Consider the following 24822-nt stretch of genomic DNA (forward strand, 5'->3'; position numbering starts at 1 on the left):
CTAGTCCTCCTTTCACAGCATATATTCACCATGAGATTTTCATAGCTTTACGTCATGTTACACAAGTAAACTCAAGATGCTTCTCGTGTACATGTATATGCACCGTTCAGAGGACTCATACCATTCATCCGCGGATTCATATTTTTATTTACACTTTTAACGAGTCATATAAATCAATCATATCCTGAGGCCAAGGAGCTGTGACCGTGAGTAGCTCCCCTGTAAAAGGATGCTTGAAGCTGAGCTCTTCTCCATGCAATGCTTGTCTGCGAATCCCTTCACTCAAGCCGCAATACAGCGTATCTCCAAACAAGGGGTGTTCCAAATGACTTAGGTGTACCCGAATCTGATGTGTTCTCCCTGTTTCCAGACGAAGCCGGACTACGGTTGCTTCTCTTAGTCTTTCGGATGTCTCCATATGAGTTACCGCATGCTGCCCCGTAGGGGAGACTCTTCTTCTCTGCTTATGATGCCTGTCCTTGCCGATTGGCAAGTCTATCTTCTCTTTATTCTGAGCTACGACCCCGTGAACGATTGCAACATATTTGCGCTCAATCTGCTTCAGCTGCATCATGGCGTTCAGCTTCAGTTCTGCATAGCGGTTCTTCGCATACAGCACTGGACCTGACGTATCCACATCCAGACGATGGATATGCTTCACCGCAATCTCTAGTCCGCTTACCTGGTAGTATCCAGCGACAGCATGATCAAGGGTGACCGTTCCGTCCTGACGCTCACTTCCATCTGGATGAATGGGCATACCTACCGGCTTGTTTACAACAAGGCAAAAATCATCCTCATGGAGTACATCCAGCTCTACATATCGGGGTACAATTCCATACGGTGCAGAAGGAAAAAGAGCCAGCCGAAGCCGGTCCCCTGCAAGTTGAATACCGTTATTAGCCTTAAGCTCGTTCAGGAGCTTCTCGGGCATACCCAGCTCCTCAAGCAGCCATTTCTCAGCTGCCATACTTCGGTCATCCTGGGAGAGCACCTTTTTGCCTGGCATCAGCTCAGCCCAGTCTCCTCTTTTCTTATAGTTCATCATAGTGCCTTCAACGCATTATAGTTCGCTTCAATTGTATCATCGATATCCTGGATGCTATGCACCCCGGAGACGAACATCCCCTCGAATTGAGAAGGGGCTACGCTGATTCCTTCCTGAAGCATATGGCCAAAGTAAGCACGGAAATGATCCAGATTGCTCGACTTGGCAACATCATAATTCGTCACTGCTTGATCAGTGAAGAATGGGCATACCATCGATCCGACTCTATTGATGGTTACAGGAACACCCAGCTCCTTCGCATTCTTCTCAAAACCAGCAGCAAGTCTTGCACCGAGCTCTTCAAGACGAGTGTATACTTCTTCGTTAAGAAGCTTAAGTGTTGTATAGCCTGCTGCCATGGCCAGCGGATTACCGCTGAGTGTACCCGCTTGATAGATTGGACCCACCGGAGCCACCTGTTCCATCAGGTCTCGTCTTCCACCATAGGCGCCAACAGGCAGGCCGCCGCCAATGATCTTGCCAAGGCAAGTCAAATCCGGGATGACACCGAACCGGCCTTGTGCGCTGTGAAGCCCTACCCGGAAGCCCGTCATGACCTCGTCAAAAATAAGCAGGCTGCCGTATTCTACGGTAATCCGGCGCAGCCCTTCAAGGAATCCTGCCGCTGGCGGCACAACCCCCATGTTGCCTGCTACAGGCTCAACGATGATCGCAGCAATCTGTTCCCCGAATTTATCAAATGCCAATCGAACCGATTCAAGATCATTATAAGGAACGGTAATCGTATTGGCAGCTACTCCTTCTGGAACACCAGGGCTATCCGGAAGTCCAAGAGTTGCTACTCCCGAACCTGCCTTGATTAGCAGGCTGTCTGCGTGTCCATGATAAGAGCCTTCAAATTTCAAAATTTTGCTTCTGCCTGTTGCTCCTCGAGCAAGTCTGATCGCGCTCATCGTTGCTTCCGTGCCAGAGTTCACCATACGAACAACGTCGATGGAGGGTACACGCTCGCATACCAGCTTGGCCATTTCCGTTTCAATGAGTGTTGGTGCGCCGAAGCTTGTCCCTTTGACAGCGGTCTCCTGAATCGCGGATATCACTTCCGGATGGGCATGTCCCATAATAAGAGGACCCCAGGAGGCCACATAATCAATAAAAGAATTACCATCAATATCATAGATTCTAGAACCTATGCCATGGTCTGCGTATACAGGAGTCAGTCCTACAGATTTAAATGCACGTACCGGACTATTCACTCCGCCAGGCATGTATTGCTTCGCTTCTTCAAAAGCGGTACGGGAACGTTCCTCCCGGCGCGGCTGTCGATTCTGTTCACTCATTCTTAAACCTCACTCCTCTGTTCATAAATTTATATGCCAATAGTGTATCTTTACGAAAATATTAACGAACTGCCAGCCAGCGGGCTGCGTCTTTGCCATAATACGTAATAATCATATCTGCTCCAGCACGCTTCATACTGAGCAGGATTTCCATGGCCACCTTCTCTTCATCAATCCAACCATTGATCGCTGCGGCTTTGACCATCGCATATTCACCGCTGACGTTATACGCAACCAGCGGCAGATCAAATTGATCCTTAATCGTGCGCATCACATCCAGGTAAGATAAAGAAGGCTTCACCATCAGCATATCTGCTCCCTCAAGAACATCCGTTTCGGCTTCACGCAGCGCTTCCCTGGCATTAGCCGGATCCATCTGGTAAGCTTTGCGATCACCGTACTGGGGTGCTGAATCTGCTGCCTCACGGAAAGGTCCGTAGAAGCCGGAGGCGTATTTCACCGAGTAAGACATAATTGGAATATGGGTGAATCCTGCTTCATCAAGTCCTGCACGAATTGCACCTACGAAACCGTCCATCATGTTGGATGGTGCAATGATATCAGCTCCAGCTTCTGCCTGAGACACAGCAGTCTTCACCAGCAGCTCAAGCGATTCGTCATTCAGGACATCAACACATACATGACCGTCTCGTTCATGCGTATGAATCATTCCGCAATGACCGTGATCCGTAAACTCACACAGGCAGGTATCTGCAATGACGAGCAGATCGGGGTACCAGGATTTGATGAGTCTTGTCGCTTCCTGTACAATTCCATTCTCTGCATAGGCGGAGGAACCTACAGCATCCTTCGTATCTGGAATACCAAATAGAAGTACAGCCGGAATACCGAGCTCAGCAATCTCTTGTACTTCCTCTTTCAGCGTATCGAGTGAGAAACGGTATACTCCCGGCATTGACGAGATTTCTTGTTTAACCCCTGTACCGTATGTAACATAGATCGGTTGTATAAAATCACTAACATTCAAATGTGTTTCTCGCACCATATTGCGAATACCGGCCGACTGCCGTAGTCTGCGATGTCTTACGATTGGAAATCCCATTCTGAATAACCCCTTTCATTAATTAACATGAACGTGTTCTCCCATATGACACAGTGCATCAGCCAAGCTGATGAACTTGGTCACCCATATGACACAGTGCATCAGCCAAGCTCTCTATTGTCGCCTCTTCTGAAACGATACTGACATGAAGCCCCGCGTTTGCCGCCGTTTCTGCAGTAACAGGTCCAATGCACGCGACGTGAACATTTTTAAATAAAGAAGCAGGCTGTTCACATCCCATCCGTTCTAATAGCGTCAGGAGATGAGTTACTGTTGAAGAGCTCGTGAACGTGACAGCATAAACTTTGCCCTTCTGCAGGAGTCCTATCAGTTCATCGTCCTGCTCTTCAGGAACGACCGTCTCATATACACTGACACTGTGGACTTCAAGCCCCTTCTCCTTCAGTCTGTCAGAGAGCCAAGGACGAGCCAGGTTACCTGAGGGCAGCAGCACTTTCTGTCCCGGGAGAAGATCAGCATCAAAGGTATCCATCAGCCCTTCCTGCTGATAAGATCCCTGGACCTGTTCTGCCAGAATTCCTTTGTCTCGAAGTACCTTTTTCGTTGACGGTCCAATGGCTACAATTCTCGCGCGATAGAGTGAACGTATATCTCTATCCTGTTCCTCCATCGCTCTAAAGAAATGCTCGACTCCATTCACACTCGTAAATATGACCCAGTCATACTGTTCTAACTGATTAAGAGCTTCTGCTATTTGCTCCCTCTGATGATCCGCTTGCACAGGAACCGTCTCAATAACAGGCAGCTCATAAGGCTCTCCACCTAATTCCTCAATCCGTGTGACGAGCTCACTTGCCTGACTTCTTGCTCTTGTCACCAGTATTCTTTTGCCAAAGAGAGGCATGAATTCTGCCCATTGCAGCCGTTCACGCTGCTTGACGACATCACCAACGACAATGACGCCGGGTGGACGGAATCCGTGCTCCTGCACCTTGTGCTCAATATCCTCAAGTGTGCCTACAAGAGTGTCCTGCTCAGCCCAAGTTCCCCAGCGAATCAGCGCTACAGGCGTATCCTTGGGTCTGCCATGATCAATCAGCTGCTGACTGATATAGCCGATGTTAGCGACTCCCATCATAAATACCAAGGTTCCTGTGGCATTCGTTACTTTATCCCAATAGATCGCTCTATTGAGCTTATCCGGACTCTCATGTCCAGTAATAATCGAAATGGATGATGCATAATCCCGATGTGTGACAGGAATACCGGCATAGGCCGGCACACTGATTGCAGAGGTGACTCCCGGCACGATCTCAAAAGGAATATTATGCCTGCGAAGCAGCTCTGCCTCCTCACCGACTCTTCCAAAAATGGTCGGATCACCGCCTTTTAAACGAACGACCGTTTTGCCTTCAAGCGCGAGATCCACAAGCAGCTGATTAATATCCTCCTGCTTCATTGTGTGGCGGTTTGTTTTTTTGCCGACATAGATCTTGGATGCTCCAGCCTTCATGATTCGAAGTAGTCTGGGACTGGCCAGACGATCATAGACTACCGCATCTGCCTTCTGAATACATTCCCAGCCTTTGACTGTAATTAGCTTCGCGTTCCCCGGTCCCGCACCCACGAGATAGACCTTACCTGCCATTTCCTCATCCCCTTACGTCTGCCAGTATCTTCTCTGCGCCTTTTTGAATCAAGCGTTCAGCAACTTCCTCCCCAAGACGTTCAGGATCGCTCCCGATCAGCGTCTCTTTAAGCACCGTCGATCCATCTGGTGTTCCAACCATCCCCGTCAGCTCGATAAGCTGCTTATGTTCATCCTCTTCTTGATGGGAAGCCCAGGTTGCATACGCTCCGATGGGTACTTGGCACCCTCCGTTCAGCACATTCAAAAATTTCCGTTCCGCGGCAACCGGCAGCGCCGTCTCCAGATCATTATATAAACTGAGCAAATGAAGGAGTTCCTTGTCATCCTTCCTGCATTCAATACCAAGCGCACCCTGGCCTACCGCTGGCAGACAAGTGTCCGGAGACAAATAAGCCGTTATCCGATCCTCCCATCCCATACGAGAAAGACCCGCCGCAGCGAGAATAATAGCATCGAAGCCTTCTGTCTCAAGCTTGCGAAGTCTGGAATCTATATTGCCGCGAATCCATTCAATTTGAAAGTCAGGACGATAAGCTTTGAGCTGAGACGCTCTGCGCAGACTGCTCGTCCCTACTTTTGCGCCTTGAGGCAGCTCATCCAGGGAAGATCCGGTTCTGGATATGAGGGCATCTCTTGGATCCTTCCTGCGCGGCACAGCACCAGTAGTCAGTGGTTCGGGAAGTACAGAGGGCATATCCTTCATACTATGTACGGCCATATCAATCTCGCCGTTCATCATAGCCTGCTCAATTTCTTTGACGAACAGCCCCTTGCCCCCGACTTTGGACAACGTGACATCCAGGATTTGATCGCCCTTCGTTACAATCTTCTTGATCTCAAAATCAAATAGAAGCCCATGCTGCTTACACAGGTTCTTCAAATCATCAATGACATGCCCTGTCTGTGTTAGAGCCAGTGCACTTTGTCTGCTTCCTACTACAATCGTTCGCATTTATTCATTACCCTCCTGATTGTCTGCAATCCAATTATTTCGTTGTTCATCGGACCATAATTCGAAGCGTCCTTCTCTGATTTCATCTAATATATTTAACTCTAATACTTTTCTCAGCAGATGTCTTCTCTTGCTTGGATCTTCAATACGAGACAGAATCGTTTGACGAATTTGATGCAAAAAATCAAAGTACACTTGATATTCATCACCATATTCTTGCTCCAGCTGCTGTGCAATGCGTGCGACTGCTCCTGGACTTGAACCCGAGGCTGACACAGCGATTGACATCCTGCCGCGGCGTACGACACTCGGTGTAATAAAATCACCGCTGCGAGGCTCATCTGCGCTGTTCACCAAAGCACCTGTCTCTTTCGCTTCTTTAACCACCTGTCGGTTAATATCCGCGTGATTTGTAGCTGTATATACAAGAAAAGCCCCTCTCAGGTCTCCCTGACGGTAGGGCCTTTGAATCCAGGAGACTTCACTCAGCTGAGCCAGCTGAAGAAGTCTCTCGGTCATCGTGGGACTGATGATCGTAATGTTCGCTCCTGAATTAAGAAGTCCACTTACCTTGCGCTCAGCCACTGGACCACCGCCAATTATAATGACAGTGCGACCTGAGCAATCCAGCCATATCGGAACATAAGCTTGCTCCATTTACTTCACTCTCCTGTCCAGCGGTGAAATACAGACCAAGCATTACTGATAAAACTAATAATGACAAAGACATAACCGATTAGCGTCCACCGTGCCATAACATGGGGAGCATGACCATTATATCGTTTTGAAATGAAGTATCCTAAATAGATGCATAATGCAATAAGTGTTGAAAGCACTTTGGCATCGAGTAATAATGGCCAGCGTTTCTCTGCCATGATCGATAATACAGCAAGCATGACCGAAACGCCGAGCATCGGAGTCCCGATAGAGCTTGACTTGTTCATGTACAAATAGAGCATTTCAAGACTCGGCATGCGCCGCATCGTATCGCCCCATTGCTTCGACTTGAGCCTGAAATGCAGAAAAAGATAGATCGCAGCAAATACGGCAGCGAGCGTTAGTGCAGCAAACCCCAGATTAGCAAGAGCGATATGCATGACAAGAAGCCCATGCACAGTCTGCCAATTCAGCATTGGATTGACGACCGGAGCAAGCCAAAAATCACTGAGCACCAAAGCACTAAATCCGACCACATTCAGCAGGAATACGATATATTCTGATTTCCTGAACGTTGTCATGATCAGAGATGTAATAACCATGCTGAAGGTGAATAAGAATACAAAATCATACATCGAATAGATTGGAATATGTCCCAGTTCCACCGTGCGAAGAATGAGGTAAATCAGCTGCATCAGGAACACGACAACAAGAAGCCCTGTGCCCATCCGCTTCGCACTCGTGTTGCGTCGAATGCAATCCGAGAAATAAAACAGAAGGCTCAGGGCATAAATATAAATCAGCATAGTGTGAATCGTATCTACTGTAGACACTCTTTACACCTGCCTTACAGGCTCACTGGAACATATGCAATCCGTGAAGGTGCTTGCTCCACCTCACGACCAGGCTCCGTGGCCGGCTTCATATTCACTCTTGAGGAAACAGAAGACTCTTCCTTGTCTTCGAGCTCTTCCTCAAGACCAAACATGGTAGTGAACATCGATAATGCATCATCCGCATTCTTATCCACTGCCATTTCTTTTATACGATTAATGGGCTCATGCGTCATTTGATTAAGCATACTCTTTGTCAGTCGCCGTATCACCTTACGTTGACGCTCATCCAGCTCGGGCAGCTTGTTAAACAAGCTCTCCAGCGTTTCCTCATGAACACTGTTGGCTTTCTCCTGCAAAGCTCGAATCACAGGACGAACCCCCAAGGTTTTGAGCCAATGATTAAATTCTTCAATCTCTTCCTCGATAAAGGAATCGATCTTCGCTGCCTCGATCCGGCGCATCTCCAGATTGGTCTCAACCACGCCTTCAAGATCATCGATATCATATAAGAAGACATTAGCGATATCTGAAATTACAGGATCTATATCCCGAGGTACAGCAATATCGATCATGAACAACGGACGTGACTTTCTTCGCTTCATGCTGTCTTTAACCATATCAGCCGAGATAACGAAATCCTTCGCTCCTGTTGAGCTGATCAAAATGTCCACTTCATGAAGACGTGTAAATGCCTGTTCCATGGTGCATGCTGTTCCGTCAAATTTGGCTGCCAGCTCCTCTGCGCGCGAGAAGGTCCGATTCGCCACAATGACTTCTTCCGCACCATTCGCATACAAATGCTGAACAGTGAGCTCACTCATCTTCCCTGCACCCAGAATCATGACCTTCTTATGATTAAAGGAGCCGAAGATGCGCTTCCCTAGTTCAACAGCAGCATAACTGACAGAAACCGCTGCTTCACCAATCGAAGTCTCGCTGTGCGCTCTCTTGCCTACAGAGATGGCATGCTTGAACAGCGTATTAAACCACGTTCCAGTTGCCTTCTCAGCTTGAGCCGTTAAGAAGGCCTGCTTAACCTGGCCTAGAATTTGGGTCTCTCCGATCACCATGGAGTCCAGTCCGCTGGTTACCCGAAATAAATGACGTATCGCCTGTTCATCTTCATATATATAGAGATGTTGAGTAAACTCCTCGCGGGAAATACCAAACCAATGCTCCATGAAGCTGCGTATGAAATACCCGCACATATGGAGACGATCAACCACCACATACATTTCCGTACGGTTGCATGTAGCAACGATGACGCCTTCCAATACACTGTTTGTCTTCTTGAGCTCTCGGAGCGCTGATGGCAGGTCTTTTTCATCAAATGTAAACCGTTCTCTTACTTCTACAGGCGCTGTGCGATAGTTTAACCCAACTGCGACGATGTGCATTGCAAGTTCACCTGCCTCTACAAAATTCGTAAATCATTGAATCCATTCACATGAAATAGATTCAGTCTATAAAAACAATTAAATGTGTTATTAGCAATTAGCCTTAAGCAGTATTTAGTATAACATATGTACAGTTTCGCCCTAATGCTTTTTATGACATGTTTATGAAATCCTCATCTTCTTAACCTATGGATTCAAATGTGCCTACTTAATTTTACCGCCACTTCATTAATTTATACGTTGTAAACTCATTTGAAACTTGTGCAGCTCACCATCGAATATTACAGTTAGGAGAATTTCTAGTTTATTACATAAAATATATAAAAAAACCATGGAAATTCCATGGTTCTTTATTAAATGTATCGTATTATAAATCTGTGTATTATACAAGCTCAATCTGTTGTTTTACAGGCTGTTCGACATCTAATTCGCCATTCCCACGCACTAATGTCTTTGAAAAAATCTTCTCCGGGTTCAAAGCCGATACCAGGTAATCAACAGCAAGCTGCGGATCAACCAATTCTCCACAAGTGTAACAATCAATCGCGGCAAAGCCTCTTTCAGGGTGCGTATGAATCGAGAGATGACTCTCAGCCAACATGACTAGCACAGTAACCCCGTGTGGCTCAAACTGTCTGGATTGCACGGACAAGATGGTCGCATCACAAGCTTCTGCGGCTTCTACCATCTGTACTTGCAAGAAATCCTCATTGTTCAACAGATCAAAGTCTACTCCCCAAGTGTCAACAGCAACGTGTCTTCCGAAAGTTGTATTTCCCATCTTTCGGTTCCCCCTTCCTAGGAATAAAATGTTTGAAAAAATTTCATCCGCTAGGACCTACGTCATTCACTTCCCGAGGGATAAATCTCTCGCAACATACACAATGTCCTGAGTGAATCCTGGTTCCTATATTCTTTTCAACGAGAATAAAAATAACACCTATTCATTACAAATGCAACAGTTTTTTCAAGAACAATACAGTATATTTTTTTTGACCTGAAGTGGACCAAACACCAAAAAAATAATACCGTGTAAGGTTTACTAGAACCAAAGAAAAGCCCGCTCAGTAAAGAGCAGGCTCTGCATTATGAATATATTTAGGCTTCAAGAGTAAATAGTATGAATGCTTCTATCCGTAACTGCTCATCAATATGACGAATTTCCTCCTGGCAAGATACCTTGTTTCTTGCATCGAGCAGTTGGTTAATACTGCTCTTCACACGTAATATTTTCTGTTCAACATCACGTGATCGGTATTGCTGTTCAAACTCCTGCAAGGAATTCTTGTATTCGTATACGATGCGAGCTTGGTCTTGTTTGACTTCAATAATCTTGCGAACAGAGCCTTGGGAATAAAAATACATCATGGTAAAACCAGCATACACCCGGTTCTCCATTCCTTCACCCTTGAAAGCAAGAAACAATTTGCGCACGACACTCGTCAGCTGAGGATTCACTAGACGGCAAGACAACTCACAGACATATAATCCATCTTCTCGATCAAATGGGAAATAGACTTCCTCTCCAGCACCATCACGAAGTACAACATCCTGCCCGCCCTTGCCCAGCACTTTCACTCGTTGGTGCTGAAGCTGGCTGTCTTCGGCCATTTTTAAAAACTGCTGCATCTGAGGTTCTGTTAATTTCAAAGTGGCTTTAACATATTCTGTGGCTAACCGCTGAGCCATAAAAAATCTCCTCAATTCTTTCCCGACCATTCTGTAGTCAGGCCGATTTAAAACCGTAATGTTCATTACTTAGCTTCATTATACACTACCGCGGGCGGAACCCGCCCTTCTGCCATGCAATGAATTTCTGCTTTAAATCATTAAAAATCAGGAAGAAACTTGAAATTATACATCCCATAGGGAAAATGCTCATTATTCTGCAAGAAAGTTCGTGTTAGCTCGATTGTTCTGCAAGATCGTCTGGTCACTTGCTTTTGGTGAGAATTGTTAGGACTACTCTTCTATAGACGGCTGTTCTTCTGTAAACCCTGCATAACGGGATATGACTGCCCACAGCTCATCCTTGCCTAAACCTTCCTCTGACGAGAAAGAGACAAAGCTGTCTTCGGGATGAAGACCGATCGCATCTCTTATGACTTTTGCATGCTTGGCTCGGCGTGTCTTAGGAATCTTATCCATCTTCGTAGTCACGACGCATACGGGAAGCCCATGATGCTTCAGCCATTCATACATCATAATGTCGTCTTTCGTAGGGGGATGACGCATATCAATCATCTGCATGACCAGCTTCAGTTCTTCTCGTTCAAGCAAATATTTCTCCATCATTTGACCGAAGAGCGCACGCTGTGTCTTCGATACTTTGGCATACCCATAGCCTGGAAAATCCACGAAATAAAGTGCATCATTAATGCGGTAATAATTAAGCTGCTGGGTTTTGCCTGGGGTTGAGCTCGTTCTTGCCAGATTCTTACGATTAATCAATCGATTGATCAGCGAAGATTTCCCCACATTGGAACGCCCTGCCAGAGCAATCTCCGGCAAGGCGTCCTCAGGGTATTGGCTAGGGCTGACCGCACTAATGATAAATTCGGATTTTGTAACTTTCATAATCGATATTTATCCTCTCTTCATAACACACCAATGAAATAATGGAACTCTCGTTGATGCTCATTGGCTTATCTAGTGCACACTTGCCTGTTGTTCGACCAGTGCATGCTGGAGCACTTGATCCATGTGTGCAACAGGTACGAATTCAACATCTTCTCGTACACTGTCCGGTATATCTCTTAAATCCCGTTCATTATCCTTCGGGAGCAAAATTTTCTTATATCCTGCACGATGTGCCGCAAGCGATTTCTCCTTCAGTCCGCCAATCGGGAGAACCCGGCCGCGGAGTGTAATCTCACCTGTCATCGCCACATCCTTGGATACATGACGGTTAGTCAATGCAGATATCAGTGCAGTAGCCATTGTAATTCCGGCAGAAGGTCCATCCTTCGGAATGGCGCCCTCAGGAATGTGAATGTGAATATCGTTCTTCTCGTGGAAGTCAGGTGCGATCCCGAGATCCCCTGCTTTGGAACGTGTATAACTGAAGGCTGCTTGCGCAGATTCCTTCATAACATCCCCCAGTTTACCCGTCAGAGTAAGCTTGCCTGTACCCGGAACAACAGTCACTTCGATAACGAGTGTCTCACCACCAACCTCTGTCCAAGCAAGTCCCGTAACCGTTCCGATCTGATCCTCAAGCTCAGCAACACCGTAACGGAATTTCTGCGGACCTAAGTAATCTTTCACATCATCCGGAGCGATAACAATCTTGCCTGTGTGGCCGGATACGATCTTCTTCGCAGCCTTGCGGCATAGGGAAGCCATCTGCTGCTCTAGATTTCTCACGCCGGATTCTCTCGTGTATTCACGAATGACTTTCAAGAGCGCATCCTGCTGCACTTCCACTTGTTCATCTGTCAATCCATGCTCTGTGATCTGCTTCGGCAGCAAATAACGGCTTGCGATCTGCAGCTTCTCCAGCTCCGTATATCCTGGAATGTTAAGCACTTCCATCCGATCAAGGAGCGGACGCGGAATACTATGAATTGTATTGGCTGTTGTTACAAACATGACGTTCGACAGATCAAAGGGAAGCTCTACAAAATGGTCACTGAACGTATTGTTTTGTTCAGGATCTAGCACTTCAAGCAAAGCTGAGGATGGATCCCCACGAAAATCAGAAGCCATCTTGTCGATCTCATCCAACAAAAATACTGGATTCAGTGAACCTGCGGTCTTCATTCCTTGAATGATTCGGCCAGGCATGGCACCGACATACGTTCTTCGATGTCCGCGAATTTCGGCTTCGTCTCTTACACCGCCCAAGGAGATACGCACAAACTCACGGCCAAGTGATTTGGCAATAGAACGCGCAAGTGATGTCTTACCTACCCCTGGAGGACCTACAAGACAAAGAATTGGACCTTTCAGCTTCTTCACCAGCTTCTGGACAGCCAGATATTCAAGCACGCGCTCCTTCGGCTTCTCTAGACCGTAATGATCTGCATCCAGCACTTCTTCAGCGGCATGAATATCCAGATCATCTTCCGTCTTACGGCTCCATGGCAGAGCTAACAGCCAATCCACGTAATTGCGGATAACGCCGCCCTCTGCGGAGCTGGCAGGCATTTTCTCAAGCCGGTCAATTTCCTTCTCGACCTTCTCTCGCACTTTGTCAGGGAGTGACAGCTCTGCCGCACCCGCACGAAGCTCTTCAACTTCACCGGCACGCCCTTCCTTCTCGCCAAGCTCCTTCTGTATCGCCTTCATTTGCTCACGAAGATAATACTCCTTCTGGGTCTTCTCCATCTGCTTCTTGACCCGCTGGTTAATCTTGCGCTCCAGCTCAAGGACCTCACGCTCATTATTCAAAATGTCCAGCAGCTTCTCAAGCCGCTGTTTCACATCTACTGTTTCCAAAATTTCCTGTTTGTCCTTGATCTTCAGGGACAAGTGACTCGTTATAACATCCGCAAGACGCCCCGGCTCTTCAATATCGGATACAGCTGCAAGGGTCTCGGGTGTTACCTTCTTCGATAGATTTATATAATTTTCAAACTGGCTGAGAACGGTCCGCATTAATGCATCCGTCTCTGGATGGTCCGCCTCTTCCTCCGGCAGCTCCACCGCCAGCACTTCATAGAACTCGTCATGATCTGTATACTCTGTTATCTCTGCTCGTTCAAGTCCTTCCACGAGAACACGAATGGTTCCATTCGGAAGCTTCAGCATTTGTCTGACCTTCGCCACTGTACCGATCCGATAAATATCCTCACGTGCAGGATCTTCTATATTTACGTCAGATTGAGAACACAGGAGAATCAGATGTTCTTCTACCATCGCTTTTTCCAAAGCCTTGACGGATTTCTCCCTGCCCACGTCGAGATGCAGCACCATGCTCGGATAGACGAGAAGTCCTCTTAAAGGCAGTAAAGGAAAACGACGAACTTTGGTTTTGCTCGGCCCCATCGCTTTCACACCTCCAATGGCTCTCAGGTTGTTATCATTCATTATTCTATCAAATGTTCACATAAAAAACCAATGAAGGAGAAGTCTTTACATGCTTTCTGTACTATTCATCGTTCCGCCGCGATTCAAGTCCGCATGTAGTATTGAAGGTGAAGATTGTGGAAACAGCTCGGGTGCAGGTGCAGCCTTCTCTTCATTGTCTGTCATCAGCTCTTTGCCGAAGACATGCTCGAATACTTCATCCACGGACTCAACAGGAATAACCTTCAAGCCATCCAAACCTTCAAAAATGGTCTGCCAGTTGTCTGCAGGGATAATAACCGTCTTCGCTCCAGCCTGAAAAGCAGCCTCTACCTTGGCCAGCACGCCGCCGATCGGCTTTACTTTTCCATGTATGCTGATCTCACCTGTCATTGCCAGCTCATGATCGACGGGAATCCCCTTAATTGCAGAAGCAATCGCCGTTGCCATGGCAATTCCCGCGGAAGGACCATCTATTGGTGTACCTCCAGGAAAATTGATATGAAGATCGTAGTTAGAAGGCTCCAGCCCCATTGATCTGAGCACGGTAATTACATTTTCTACAGACCCCTTGGCCATGCTCTTCCGGCGGAGCGTTCTTGAACCGCCGCCAATCTCCTCCTCATCGACAACTCCCGTGATGTTATATATTCCTTTTCCCTTCATTACAGGCACCGCGGATACTTCAATCTCAAGCAGCGCACCCATGTTAGGTCCGTATACGGCAAGACCATTGACAAAGCCCACTTGTGGAAGACTTGGCACCTTCCTGTCCGGTCTCGGCTGAATCTGACTGCTGCTGGCGACCCATTCGAGATCCGAAGCCCGAAGTTCATCCCGATTCTCAGTCAGAGCAAGTCCTGCGGCGAGCTGTACAATATTCACCGCTTCACGACCATTGGTGGCATATCTTTTTACAACCTCCACCGCTTCAGGATTGGCTGCAAAGCCAATCTTACTGATCGCATCCTCTGCAATTTGTCCAATCTCCTCAGGCAGCAGTGCGCGGAAGAAGATCTCCATACACCGGGAACGAAGAGCCGGAGGAATTTCGTGAGGTGAACGGGTCGTTGCCCCTACCAAACGAAAATCAGCCGGCAGACCGTTTTGGAAAATATCGTGGATATAAGCAGGAGTATGCGTATCTTCGGAGTTATAGTACGCACTTTCCAAAATAACTTTACGATCCTCTAATACTTTGAGCAGCTTGTTCATCTGAATCGTATGAAGCTCACCAATTTCATCGACAAATAAAATCCCACCGTGCGCCTTCGTAACCGCTCCTGGTTTAGGCTGAGGAATACCTGCCACGCCCATTGCACCTGCGCCTTGGTATATCGGATCATGAACAGAGCCAATCAGTGGATCGGCAATACCACGTTCATCGAATCTGGCGGTTGTTGCATCAATCTCTGTAAATTTGGCATCGGCTTTGAACGGAGAGGCCGGATTTTTTTTGGCTTCCTCCAAAATGACCCGCGCTGCCGCGGTTTTACCTACTCCCGGCGGGCCATAAACGATAACATGCTGCGGATTTGCACTGCAGAGAGCTGCCTTCATCGCGCGGAGCCCATCCTTTTGCCCGACAATATCCTCCATCTTGGCAGGACGCGTCTTCTCGGCAAGCGGCTTGGTCAGTGATATGGACCGCAGCTTTCTCAGCTTGTCGAGTTCCTTCCGAGACTCACGTTCCACCGCACTTTTATTGTTTCTCTGTCCACGCAGCATATTCCAGAAATAGAGCCCGATTACGACTCCGAAAAACAAATTGATTAACATGACAATAACGGTTAATTCAGTACCCATATTAGGTGTCCCTCCTGTTCTTTTCGTCACTTACCACAAAAAGTTCGATACATGGTAGTATAGCCTTTTCACTCCGGCATAAACGTCGAAAACAGAAGTTCTCTTATAGATTTCAATATCAAACAGGAACAGAGACCGTTCTTCAGGCAGGTAAAAAGAAAACTGCTTCCTCATACGAGGAAGCAGTGAAGAGTTAAATTCTTATTTTATAATAAAAGATTAGTGCTTGCGTCCCGGAATAACGCCGGTTGCTTCATACACTTCTACGATCTTGTCGATTTCTTTCTTCAGTTCTTCAACCATTTCAGCCTCTGGCACTTTGCGGATCATCTCTCCATGACGGAACAGAAGACCTTCGCCGCGTGCCCCTGCAATCCCAATATCGGCTTCTCTCGCTTCACCAGGACCATTAACCGCACAACCCAGCACCGATACCTTGATCGGCACTTTAATTTGTGAAATATAATCCTCTACTTCATTAGCAATGGAGAACAAGTCGATATCCAGACGACCGCAGGTCGGACAAGAAATCAGGGTGGCCGCATTTGTAATCAAACCAAAGGTTTTGAGCAGCTCACGGGCAACCTTGATCTCTTCAACCGGATCTGCACTGAGTGAAATCCGCATTGTGGAGCCGATTCCCATAGATAACAGAGCACCCATACCTGCCGAGCTCTTAATTGTACCTGAGAACAGCGTACCTGCTTCTGTAATCCCAAGGTGCAATGGATATGGAATCACCTGTGCCGCCTTAGTATAAGCCTCGATGGCCATTGGAACGTCAGATGCCTTAAGCGACACGATAATATCATGGAAATCCAGCTCTTCCAGAATGCCGATATGGAACAAGGCACTTTCTACCATCGCATCGGCTGTAGGATAGCCATATTTTTCAAGCAAATGATTCTCAAGCGAGCCAGCATTCACACCGATACGGATTGGAATTCCTTTTTCCTTACATGCTTTAACTACGGCTTCTACTTTTTCACGTTTGCCGATGTTACCCGGATTAATCCGAACCTTATCGATCCCATTTTCGATTGCTTTTAGAGCTAATTTATAATTAAAATGAATATCCGCCACTAGCGGAATATGAATTCTCTTCTTAATTTCCTTAATCGCTTCTGCCGCTTCATCATTATTGACCGTTACACGAACAATTTGGCATCCCGCTTCTTCAAGCCGCAAAATCTCAGCTACCGTTGCATCCACATCAGCCGTTTTCGTTGTACACATACTTTGAATAATGACTTCATTGCTTCCGCCAATGGTAATGTTGCCAACTTTTACGGGACGTGTATCTTGTCTTAAAAACATGATTCCTTTCTCTCCCCATAACGTCAAATCTCCACCCGCTAGAGGCCTGGAAATATCCAGTATAAATAAACCTCATTACGAGTGGAGTAAGACTTGTTTATTTAGGCACTCTCTTCTTGCTTCTTATCTTTATCACCATGCAGTTCAGGTGCTGTCTTCTCTTCAACGACCTGCTTCGTAATGACACACTTCGTAACATCCTCGCGGGAAGGAATTTCATACATCACATCAAGCAGGAGGCTCTCAATGATTGCACGAAGTCCACGGGCACCCGTATTACGCTTGATTGCTTCTCGAGCGATCGCTTCGAGTGCTTCCTTCTCAAATTCGAGAGTTACATTGTCCAGCTCCAGCATCTTCGTATATTGCTTAACCAAAGCGTTCTTCGGCTCAGACAAAATGCGAACGAGCGTCGCCTCATCAAGCGGCTCCAATGTAGAGATAACCGGAAGACGCCCAACAAACTCCGGGATCAGACCGAACTTCAGCAAGTCCTCTGGAAGAACCATTCCGAGATACTCACCCGGCTTCAGATCCTTCTGCTCAGCAGAAGAGTTAAAACCGATTACTTTTTTGCCGATACGGCGTTTGATCATTTGCTCGAGTCCGTCAAAGGCACCGCCGCAGATGAACAAAATATTTGTAGTATCGATTTGAATGAATTCCTGATGAGGATGCTTACGTCCGCCTTGTGGTGGAACGGAAGCAACCGTACCCTCTAGAATTTTGAGGAGGGCCTGCTGTACGCCTTCACCGGATACATCACGTGTAATCGAAGGGTTCTCCGACTTACGTGCTACTTTATCAATCTCATCGATATAAATAATGCCGCGCTCTGCCTTCTCAACATCATAATCAGCAGCTTGAATGAGCTTGAGCAGAATATTCTCAACGTCTTCACCTACGTACCCTGCTTCTGTGAGCGAGGTAGCGTCTGCAATCGCAAATGGAACATTTAGAATCTTCGCCATGGTTTGAGCCAAGAGCGTTTTACCAGAACCCGTTGGTCCCAATAGCAGAATGTTACTCTTCGACATTTCTACATCGTCAATCTTGCTCTGTGTATTAATGCGCTTGTAATGATTATAAACGGCAACAGACAGCGATTTCTTCGCTTGCTCCTGACCGATAACATACTGATCCAAAATATCACGAATCTGCATCGGTTTTGGAATATCCTTCAGATCAATCTCTTCATCATGACCGAGTTCTTCCTCTACAATCTCTGCACACAGCTCGATGCATTCGTCACAAATATATACCCCTGGTCCAGCGACAAGCTTACGAACCTGTTCCTGGGATTTACCACAGAAAGAACATTTAAGCTGCCCTTTCTCATCGTTAAATTTAAACATCTAACCACCCCTTTAAGAATTAATCGGTCTGGTGAGTACTTGGTCAATGATACGGTATTCTAAAGCTTCTTCCGCGCTCATAAAATAGTCGCGGTCCGTATCACGCTCGATTTTATCAAGGGGTTGACCCGTACGCTCCACGTAGATCTGATTAAGCTTCTGACGCGTTTTAATAATCCAGTCGGCGTGAATTTGAATATCGGATGCCTGACCTTGGATCCCGCCAAGCGGCTGATGTATCATAACTTCACTGTTCTCCAGCGCAAAGCGCTTGCCAGGTGCACCCGCAGTGAGCAGAAGTGAGCCCATGCTGGCAGCCATCCCTACGCAGATGGTTGAAACGTCTGGCTTAATAAATTGCATTGTATCATATATACCCAACCCCGCAGTAACAGAACCACCTGGTGAATTGATATATAAGCTGATATCCTTCTCCGGATCCTCTGCAGCCAAGAATAAGAGCTGCGCGATAACGCTGTTGGCCACATCATCATCTATTGCACCGCTGAGAAAGATAATACGATCCTTCAATAGTCTTGAATATATATCGTAAGAACGTTCACCGCGATTGGTTTGTTCAACAACCATAGGCACGAGATTCATGTTCCGACCTCTTCTCCATAATAGAATCTTACTGCCACATTAATCAGGGTTAAATAAAGTACAGTCTTAATTTTATCATGTTCCCTGTTCAATGTCATTTATGACTGCTCTCCTCAGCCAAGCAGCTGCTAAAGAGAAAGCTTGATCATATTTAACCATTTTTTTTATGTATGTGCAAATCGGACTTCCATCCTATGGAGTTAAGACCTATAACTCAAGTATATGGAAGGTACAGTTAAAATATCACGACAGCTCACTTATTACCATTTAATAATATATTTAACTATAAAATGGATATTCATGAGAAGAAATAAGGCACGTTTAGTAAAATACCTTACGTGCCTTATCTGTTATATTTCTAACGTGATGTGTAATCTTATTCTTCAGTTGCTTCTACAGCAGCTTCCTCAGCTGGAGCGTCAACTTCTACGCTGTTTGCAAGAAGGAAGTCAATCGTTTTGCGAAGCAGAACTTCTTCACGAAGACTGTCGAAAGAACCGTTGCTTTCGAGAATTTGACGAATCTCTTCTGGAGTACGTTTGAAGGAAGTCGCCATATTGTTCAGCTCTTCGTTAATATCCTCATCGGATACTTCAATGTTCTCTTGTTTACCAATTGCTTCAAGAACCAGGTTGTTGCGAACGCGCTTCTCAGCATCGCCCTTCATTTGGTTTTGAAGATCTGCTTCCGTTTGACCGGAGAAGCTCATGAACATTTCAAGGTTCATGCCTTGTTGACGAAGACGGTTGTCAAAGTCACGCATCATGTTGCGAACTTCGCTGTTAATCATTCCTTGTGGAATTTCAACTTCTGCATTAGCAGCCGCTTTCTCAACAACAACATTTTCTTGGTTTGCTTTTGCTTCTTCTGCTTTGCGCTCAGACAGCTGCTTCGTAAGATCTTCTTTGTACTCAGCAAGAGTATCGAATTCACTTACATCCTTCGCAAACTCATCGTCGATTGCAGGAAGCTCTTTGCGTTTGATTTCGTGCACTTTCACTTTGAAGATGGCTTTCTTGCCAGCAAGTTCTGCCGCATGATATTCCTCAGGGAATGTCACTTCAACATCCTTGTTGTCGCCAGTAGCAAGACCGATTACTTGCTCTTCAAAGCCAGGAATGAATGTGTTAGAACCCAGTTCCAGGGAATAACGCTCAGCTTGTCCACCGTCGAACAGTTCTCCATCAACAGAACCTTCGTAGTCGATTACCGCGATATCGCCGGACTCTGCAGTACCTTCTTCGATAACTACAAGCTCAGCATGACGTTGTTGCAGACGCTCAAGCTCAGCATTCAGTTCTTCTTCGGAAACTTCTGTGTTTGCCTTAGGAACTTCAAGTCCTTTGTACTCGCCAAGTTTTGCTTCAGGTTTAACGACAACTTTTGCTTTAAACTTGAAAGCTTCACCTTTTGCGAATTGATCGATGTCCACTTCTGGTTGTTCAACAGGGAAGATTTCTGTTTGATCAACAGCTTCCGTGTACACTTCAGGAAGAAGGATATCAATCGCGTCTTGGTACAGGCTCTCTACGCCGAAACGAGCTTCGAAGATCGAGCGAGGCACTTTACCCTTACGGAATCCAGGTACATTTATCTGTTTAACGACTTTATTAAAAGCCTTGTCGAGAGCAGCAGCTACACGATCTGCTTCTACTTCAACTTCAAGAACCCCAAGGTTCTTCTCTATTTTTTCCCAAGTTGCTTTCATTTATGCTTTCCCCTCCAAATTTCACATGTTAACCATGTCAAGCGCGTACAAAATAACCATTTTAGTATAAACAACATTAAATGCAATTTCAAGGGTAAACCCTTGCAGGCGTCAAAAGGAAGTTTTCGGCTATTTTACATCCAGTCCGCCAGATACAAATCGTTTAATGGATCGGTACGCCTGCTCGAATCTAAATCTGACTTCACTCGTGATTTCGTAGACCCTTCTAATCTCTTCTTCGTCCAGTGATCCGCCCAGACTCTCAGCGACTGCCGCATGGAGCGCCGCAGCCCATATATCGAGTGTCGAATCATCGCCTTCAAGCATAGAGCGGTAGTCGCTTGTGCCATATACAGCCATCACATATTGGGACCATAATTCCTGAGCAAAATAAAACAGGGTGGGTTCATGTACTTCCGTCTGATCTGCTACGAGCTCCAGCACTCGAATGATCGGAAACGGGAATTCATCCGGCTTCAGTGGAATAGATTCTACCTCAACCTCCACTTTTTCCGATCCTCGTGTAAGCGATACCGTTGCCTGTGATCCTCTTTTGCGCAAGGTCTGCAGCACTCGAAATTGAAGCAATGGATGCAGCTTACGCTGCTGAAGCCATTCGCACAGCGAATGATCAATACCCGGTGTTTCGATATAGGCCAGCTGATCCAGTGCCAGCATCGTCTGCTCGCTCAGCGGCTCTTCCATGACCGTTCTTAGCAGCTTATCCGCATATGCTCCATCTTCCGCCATTTTATTTCGGGCATTTTGACGAGCAAAATCCTCTTCACTCTCTTCCAGATCCTCGTCACTTCGTCCGTCTTCTCTCTGATCACGATCTATATATTGAGGGAAAGCTGCACGCAGCCAGTCCAGCAAAGCTTCCCATTCTTCATAATTCCGTTTCTCCTGCCCTTCGCATTGAAGCAGGAACTCAAGCAAACGCATCGCTTCCGAATAGCGCTCATTCTCCAGCATTACGGTAAGCTGAATCTGATAGTAATCCAGCGTCTTCGGGAAGAGAACAATATTTTTCTCTTTGGTTTGGGAGTTCGTATCGCTCATTATGACTGCCTCCTCTCTATCCGGTTTAACGACAACTATAAATCGACTTGTTGAATTATATAGAAACTACATATCCGTGTATAGCTCTAATATATTAACATAACCGAATTCAGTCTAAAAAAAACATATTTTAGCTTATTTCATTCAGACCAGCGATATGTTGTTAAGATAAAACAGCCTCTCGGCTGACTGCGATGCGGATGCTATCGATGCCTATGCTTCGACGAACCCCCCATTTGGGGGTCTCATCACTACGGAAGCAAAAAAGAGCACCCTTTCGGATGTCTCTCATCGTCCCACTCGGGGTACAGCCTCTCGGCTGACTGCGATGCGATTGCTATCGATGCCTATGCTCCGACGAACCCCCATTTGGGGTCTCATCCCTATGGACGCAAAAAAGAGACACCCTTTCGGATGTCTCTCATCGTCCCACTCGGGGTACAGCCTCTCGGCTGACTGCGATGCGATTGCTATCGATGTCTATGCTTCGACGAACCCCCATTTGGGGTTCTCATCCCTATGGACGCAAAAAAGAGACACCCTTTCGGATGTCTCTCTTTTTTTACGTCCCAGGAGGGATTCGAACCCCCGACCGACGGCTTAGAAGGCCGTTGCTCTATCCAGCTGAGCTACTGGGACAAATTCAAGCGCGAGATATATCGTATCATATATATGTGACGATAGCAAGCGTTAACTGTTTTTTTATTTAGTTAAGCCTGCGGATGCTATCGATGCCTACGCTCCGACGAACCCCCATTTGGGGTTCTCATCCCCATGGACGCAAAAAAGAGACACCCTTTCGGATGTCTCTCATCGTCCCACTCGGGGTACAGCCTTACGGCTGACTGCGATGCGATTGCTATCGATGCCTATGCTCCGACGAACCCCCATTTGGGGATCTCATCCCCACGGACGCAAAAAAGAGACACCCTTTCGGTTGTCTCTCACCGTCCCAGTCGGGGTACAGCCTTACGGCTGACTGCGATGCGATTGCTATCGATGCCTATGCTCCGACGAACCCCCATTTGGGGTTCTCATCCCCGCGGACGCAAAAAAGAGACACCCTTTCGGTTGTCTCTCTTTTTTACGTCCCAGGAGGGATTCGAACCCCCGACCGACGGCTTAGAAGGCCGTTGCTCTATCCTGCTGAGCTACTGGGACAAGATATGTACTTATTTTCACAGTGCGATATTTATTATATCGTATAATCTGTATTTGTCAAAGTATTTTTTATGTATCATCACATGCGATGAAGGGTAATATGATTTAAATATTAGGAAAATTCAAAAGGAGCGTTATTTCATGCGACAGCTGTTATCTTCCCTTAGTTATTTCAGTATCTTTTTTGCCCCCTTTCTATTTCCATTAATTGTATGGATTGTAGCCAAGGATGATTACATAACTAAACATGCGAAACGCGCATTATTCTCACATGTATTCCCTTTCATTGCAGCGATTCCACTGCTCTACTTTCTGTTCACCGCAGACCATCCTGCCTCGATTCTAGGATATATCATTGTGTTTTTTGTCATCTATTTCGGTTCGTTTATTTATAACATTTATCAGGGGATTAAATCATTAAGAGAAGCAGCATAACAACGATTAAGCCAATGCCGTTCACAGTAAAACCAGCCTCTCGGGCTGGTTTTTATTTATGTCATCTGAATGATTGACTTATACCAGATATGAAATAAACAACGTGGCCGTACCAAAATACACCGTCAAAGAAAATAAATCGTTCAACGTCGTAATAAGAGGGCCCGATGCAACTGCCGGATCGATCTTCAGCTTATGCAGCAGAATAGGAATAATCGTCCCAGCCATCGTACCAATCACAATGGTTAGGATCAGAGAGAAGCCGATAACAGCACCTAGAGCAAAGCTGCTCTGCCAAATTCCCGCCACAAGCGCTACGCTGATTCCACAAACGGCCCCAATCGTAAATCCGACTCTAAGCTCTCTCCATAATAAACGTAATATGGCTCCTCCGCTCATTTTGTTCTGTGGTGTCAGCCCTCGAATCACGACCGCAAGTGATTGTGTGCCCGTATTCCCGGTCATTCCTGCGATCATCGGCATGAAGAATGTAAGTGCCACCACTTGACTGAGCGTCCCCTGAAATATGCTTATAATACTTCCAGATAGCAGCCCAAGGAATAACAGCATAATTAGCCAAGGAAGTCTTCTTTTGGCCGCCGTCAAGAAATGTGTGTTAAAATCAATCGTTTTATCAGTACCCGCCAGCTTGTTAATATCCTCGTTCGCTTCCTCCCTCAAGACGTCCAGCACGTCGTCAAACGTAACCACTCCAATCAATTTGCCTGCGGTATCCTCAACCGGGATCGACACGAGATCATATTGTTCGAATAAGTGCGCGACGGCCTCCTGGTCCATGTCCGCTGATACCTTGACCACATTTTCTCTCATCAAATGTTCGATAAGCTCTGTATCTGAAGCAAGCACAAGATCTCTATAGGTGGTGAGTCCTATAACTTCTTTGTTTTCATCTAATACATAGAGATCCTGTACATCGTTGGTTAGGTCTGCAAAATGCTTCACCTTTTCCACTGCCTCACGAACCGTATATTTGGCATAGAACCATACATAACGGTTGGTCATGATACCGCCGGCTGTCTCCGGTCCATAATTCATTAGCTCCCTTACGGTCTCCCGCTCAGAAGCCTCCATGATTGAGAGCATGTACTCTCTAACTTCATCTGTCATCTCGCCCATCAAATCGGCCAAATCGTCGTTATCCATTCGATTCAGCACCTGAGCTGCGCGATCCTTACTCAGAATATATAAAGCTTCAATTTCTACTTCGGGCTCAAGCTCGCTCAGCATGTCAGCTAATAGCTCCGTATCCAGCGCATCCATAAATCGAGGCCGGTAAGCTTCATTTAATGCTAAATAGATGGTGGCCAGGTCATATGCTTCCCACTCTTCAAATTCATCGTGCATCTCTTCTATGCTGCCGCGCCTGACAGCGTCCTCTATACTGAGGGTTAGATTGTGCAAATCCTGTTCTCTGCTCCGAATATCGATATCGTTCATATGTCGTTCACCTTCAATCTGTAATTAATCTGAACTGCTGC

General features: G+C 46.4%; 20 protein-coding genes and 2 tRNA genes. 1 reads left to right on the forward strand and 21 read right to left on the reverse strand.

Annotated elements, in window-relative coordinates; all coding sequences use genetic code 11:
* Window positions 1–148 precede the first annotated feature (148 nt).
* The 20 genes from PUW25_RS20200 to PUW25_RS20295 all read right to left on the reverse strand — a co-directional run bounded on the left by PUW25_RS20200 (window position 149) and on the right by PUW25_RS20295 (window position 22888).
* Window positions 149–1045, reverse strand: a complete 897-nt coding sequence (locus PUW25_RS20200) for an RluA family pseudouridine synthase (protein ID WP_274338233.1) — start codon at window positions 1043–1045, stop codon at window positions 149–151.
* Window positions 1045–2349 carry a glutamate-1-semialdehyde 2,1-aminomutase gene (gene hemL / locus PUW25_RS20205; protein ID WP_274337455.1) on the reverse strand — a complete coding sequence of 435 codons (1305 nt, stop codon included), beginning with the start codon at window positions 2347–2349 and terminating at the stop codon, window positions 1045–1047. The genes PUW25_RS20200 and hemL overlap by 1 nt, the downstream gene beginning before the upstream one ends.
* Before the next feature lie 61 nt (window positions 2350–2410).
* Window positions 2411–3412: a porphobilinogen synthase gene (hemB, locus tag PUW25_RS20210; RefSeq protein ID WP_047914302.1), complete on the reverse strand. Its 1002-nt coding sequence runs from the start codon at window positions 3410–3412 to the stop codon at window positions 2411–2413.
* Window positions 3413–3470: 58 nt separating this feature from the next.
* Window positions 3471–5021 carry a uroporphyrinogen-III C-methyltransferase gene (gene cobA / locus PUW25_RS20215; RefSeq protein ID WP_274337456.1) on the reverse strand — a complete coding sequence of 517 codons (1551 nt, stop codon included), beginning with the start codon at window positions 5019–5021 and terminating at the stop codon, window positions 3471–3473.
* A gap of 4 nt (window positions 5022–5025) precedes the next feature.
* The gene (gene hemC / locus PUW25_RS20220) at window positions 5026–5976 is read right to left on the reverse strand and encodes a hydroxymethylbilane synthase (protein WP_047914304.1); all 951 of its coding nucleotides are present in this window, start codon (window positions 5974–5976) and stop codon (window positions 5026–5028) included.
* On the reverse strand, window positions 5977–6633 hold the full coding sequence (locus PUW25_RS20225) for a precorrin-2 dehydrogenase/sirohydrochlorin ferrochelatase family protein (protein ID WP_274337457.1): 657 nt from the start codon (window positions 6631–6633) through the stop codon (window positions 5977–5979). It abuts the gene before it with no gap.
* 5 nt (window positions 6634–6638) lie between these two features.
* Window positions 6639–7466 carry a cytochrome c biogenesis protein CcsA gene (ccsA, locus tag PUW25_RS20230; protein WP_047914306.1) on the reverse strand — a complete coding sequence of 276 codons (828 nt, stop codon included), beginning with the start codon at window positions 7464–7466 and terminating at the stop codon, window positions 6639–6641.
* A gap of 14 nt (window positions 7467–7480) precedes the next feature.
* Window positions 7481–8866 (reverse strand): glutamyl-tRNA reductase, encoded by a 1386-nt coding sequence (hemA, locus tag PUW25_RS20235; protein WP_047914307.1) that lies wholly within the window; start codon window positions 8864–8866, stop codon window positions 7481–7483.
* A 382-nt stretch (window positions 8867–9248) separates the two neighbouring features.
* On the reverse strand, window positions 9249–9647 hold the full coding sequence (gene speD, locus PUW25_RS20240) for an adenosylmethionine decarboxylase (protein WP_047914308.1): 399 nt from the start codon (window positions 9645–9647) through the stop codon (window positions 9249–9251).
* Window positions 9648–9964: 317 nt separating this feature from the next.
* A complete protein-coding gene (locus PUW25_RS20245) occupies window positions 9965–10555 on the reverse strand; it encodes a hypothetical protein (RefSeq protein WP_047914309.1) in 591 nt (196 codons plus the stop codon).
* Window positions 10556–10828: 273 nt separating this feature from the next.
* Window positions 10829–11443, reverse strand: a complete 615-nt coding sequence (gene yihA / locus PUW25_RS20250; RefSeq protein WP_047914310.1) for a ribosome biogenesis GTP-binding protein YihA/YsxC — start codon at window positions 11441–11443, stop codon at window positions 10829–10831.
* A 72-nt stretch (window positions 11444–11515) separates the two neighbouring features.
* Window positions 11516–13855: an endopeptidase La gene (gene lon, locus PUW25_RS20255; protein WP_205055168.1), complete on the reverse strand. Its 2340-nt coding sequence runs from the start codon at window positions 13853–13855 to the stop codon at window positions 11516–11518.
* An 87-nt stretch (window positions 13856–13942) separates the two neighbouring features.
* Window positions 13943–15682: an ATP-dependent protease LonB gene (lonB, locus tag PUW25_RS20260; RefSeq protein WP_047914312.1), complete on the reverse strand. Its 1740-nt coding sequence runs from the start codon at window positions 15680–15682 to the stop codon at window positions 13943–13945.
* A gap of 219 nt (window positions 15683–15901) precedes the next feature.
* On the reverse strand, window positions 15902–16999 hold the full coding sequence (gene ispG, locus PUW25_RS20265) for a flavodoxin-dependent (E)-4-hydroxy-3-methylbut-2-enyl-diphosphate synthase (protein ID WP_047914313.1): 1098 nt from the start codon (window positions 16997–16999) through the stop codon (window positions 15902–15904).
* Between the two features lie 101 nt (window positions 17000–17100).
* Window positions 17101–18354, reverse strand: coding sequence for an ATP-dependent protease ATP-binding subunit ClpX (gene clpX / locus PUW25_RS20270; protein WP_047914314.1), 1254 nt, complete (start codon window positions 18352–18354; stop codon window positions 17101–17103).
* Window positions 18355–18366: 12 nt separating this feature from the next.
* Window positions 18367–18957, reverse strand: coding sequence for an ATP-dependent Clp endopeptidase proteolytic subunit ClpP (gene clpP / locus PUW25_RS20275; RefSeq protein ID WP_047914315.1), 591 nt, complete (start codon window positions 18955–18957; stop codon window positions 18367–18369).
* A 376-nt stretch (window positions 18958–19333) separates the two neighbouring features.
* Window positions 19334–20665 carry a trigger factor gene (gene tig, locus PUW25_RS20280; RefSeq protein WP_047914316.1) on the reverse strand — a complete coding sequence of 444 codons (1332 nt, stop codon included), beginning with the start codon at window positions 20663–20665 and terminating at the stop codon, window positions 19334–19336.
* A gap of 129 nt (window positions 20666–20794) precedes the next feature.
* The gene (locus tag PUW25_RS20285; RefSeq protein WP_205055167.1) at window positions 20795–21727 is read right to left on the reverse strand and encodes a hypothetical protein; all 933 of its coding nucleotides are present in this window, start codon (window positions 21725–21727) and stop codon (window positions 20795–20797) included.
* 565 nt (window positions 21728–22292) lie between these two features.
* Window positions 22293–22366 (reverse strand) — tRNA-Arg (locus PUW25_RS20290).
* Window positions 22367–22814: 448 nt separating this feature from the next.
* Window positions 22815–22888 (reverse strand) — tRNA-Arg (locus PUW25_RS20295).
* A 141-nt stretch (window positions 22889–23029) separates the two neighbouring features.
* Between PUW25_RS20295 and PUW25_RS20300 the strand changes: the two genes are divergently transcribed.
* Window positions 23030–23323 carry a magnetosome magnetite crystal formation protein family gene (locus PUW25_RS20300; RefSeq protein ID WP_047914484.1) on the forward strand — a complete coding sequence of 98 codons (294 nt, stop codon included), beginning with the start codon at window positions 23030–23032 and terminating at the stop codon, window positions 23321–23323.
* Window positions 23324–23401: 78 nt separating this feature from the next.
* Here PUW25_RS20300 and mgtE read toward each other — a convergent pair whose 3' ends face one another.
* The gene (mgtE, locus tag PUW25_RS20305; RefSeq protein ID WP_047914485.1) at window positions 23402–24781 is read right to left on the reverse strand and encodes a magnesium transporter; all 1380 of its coding nucleotides are present in this window, start codon (window positions 24779–24781) and stop codon (window positions 23402–23404) included.
* Between the last annotated feature and the right edge of the window lie 41 nt (window positions 24782–24822).

The sequence above is a fragment of the Paenibacillus urinalis genome, from assembly GCF_028747985.1.
Taxonomy (GTDB): domain Bacteria; phylum Bacillota; class Bacilli; order Paenibacillales; family Paenibacillaceae; genus Paenibacillus; species Paenibacillus urinalis.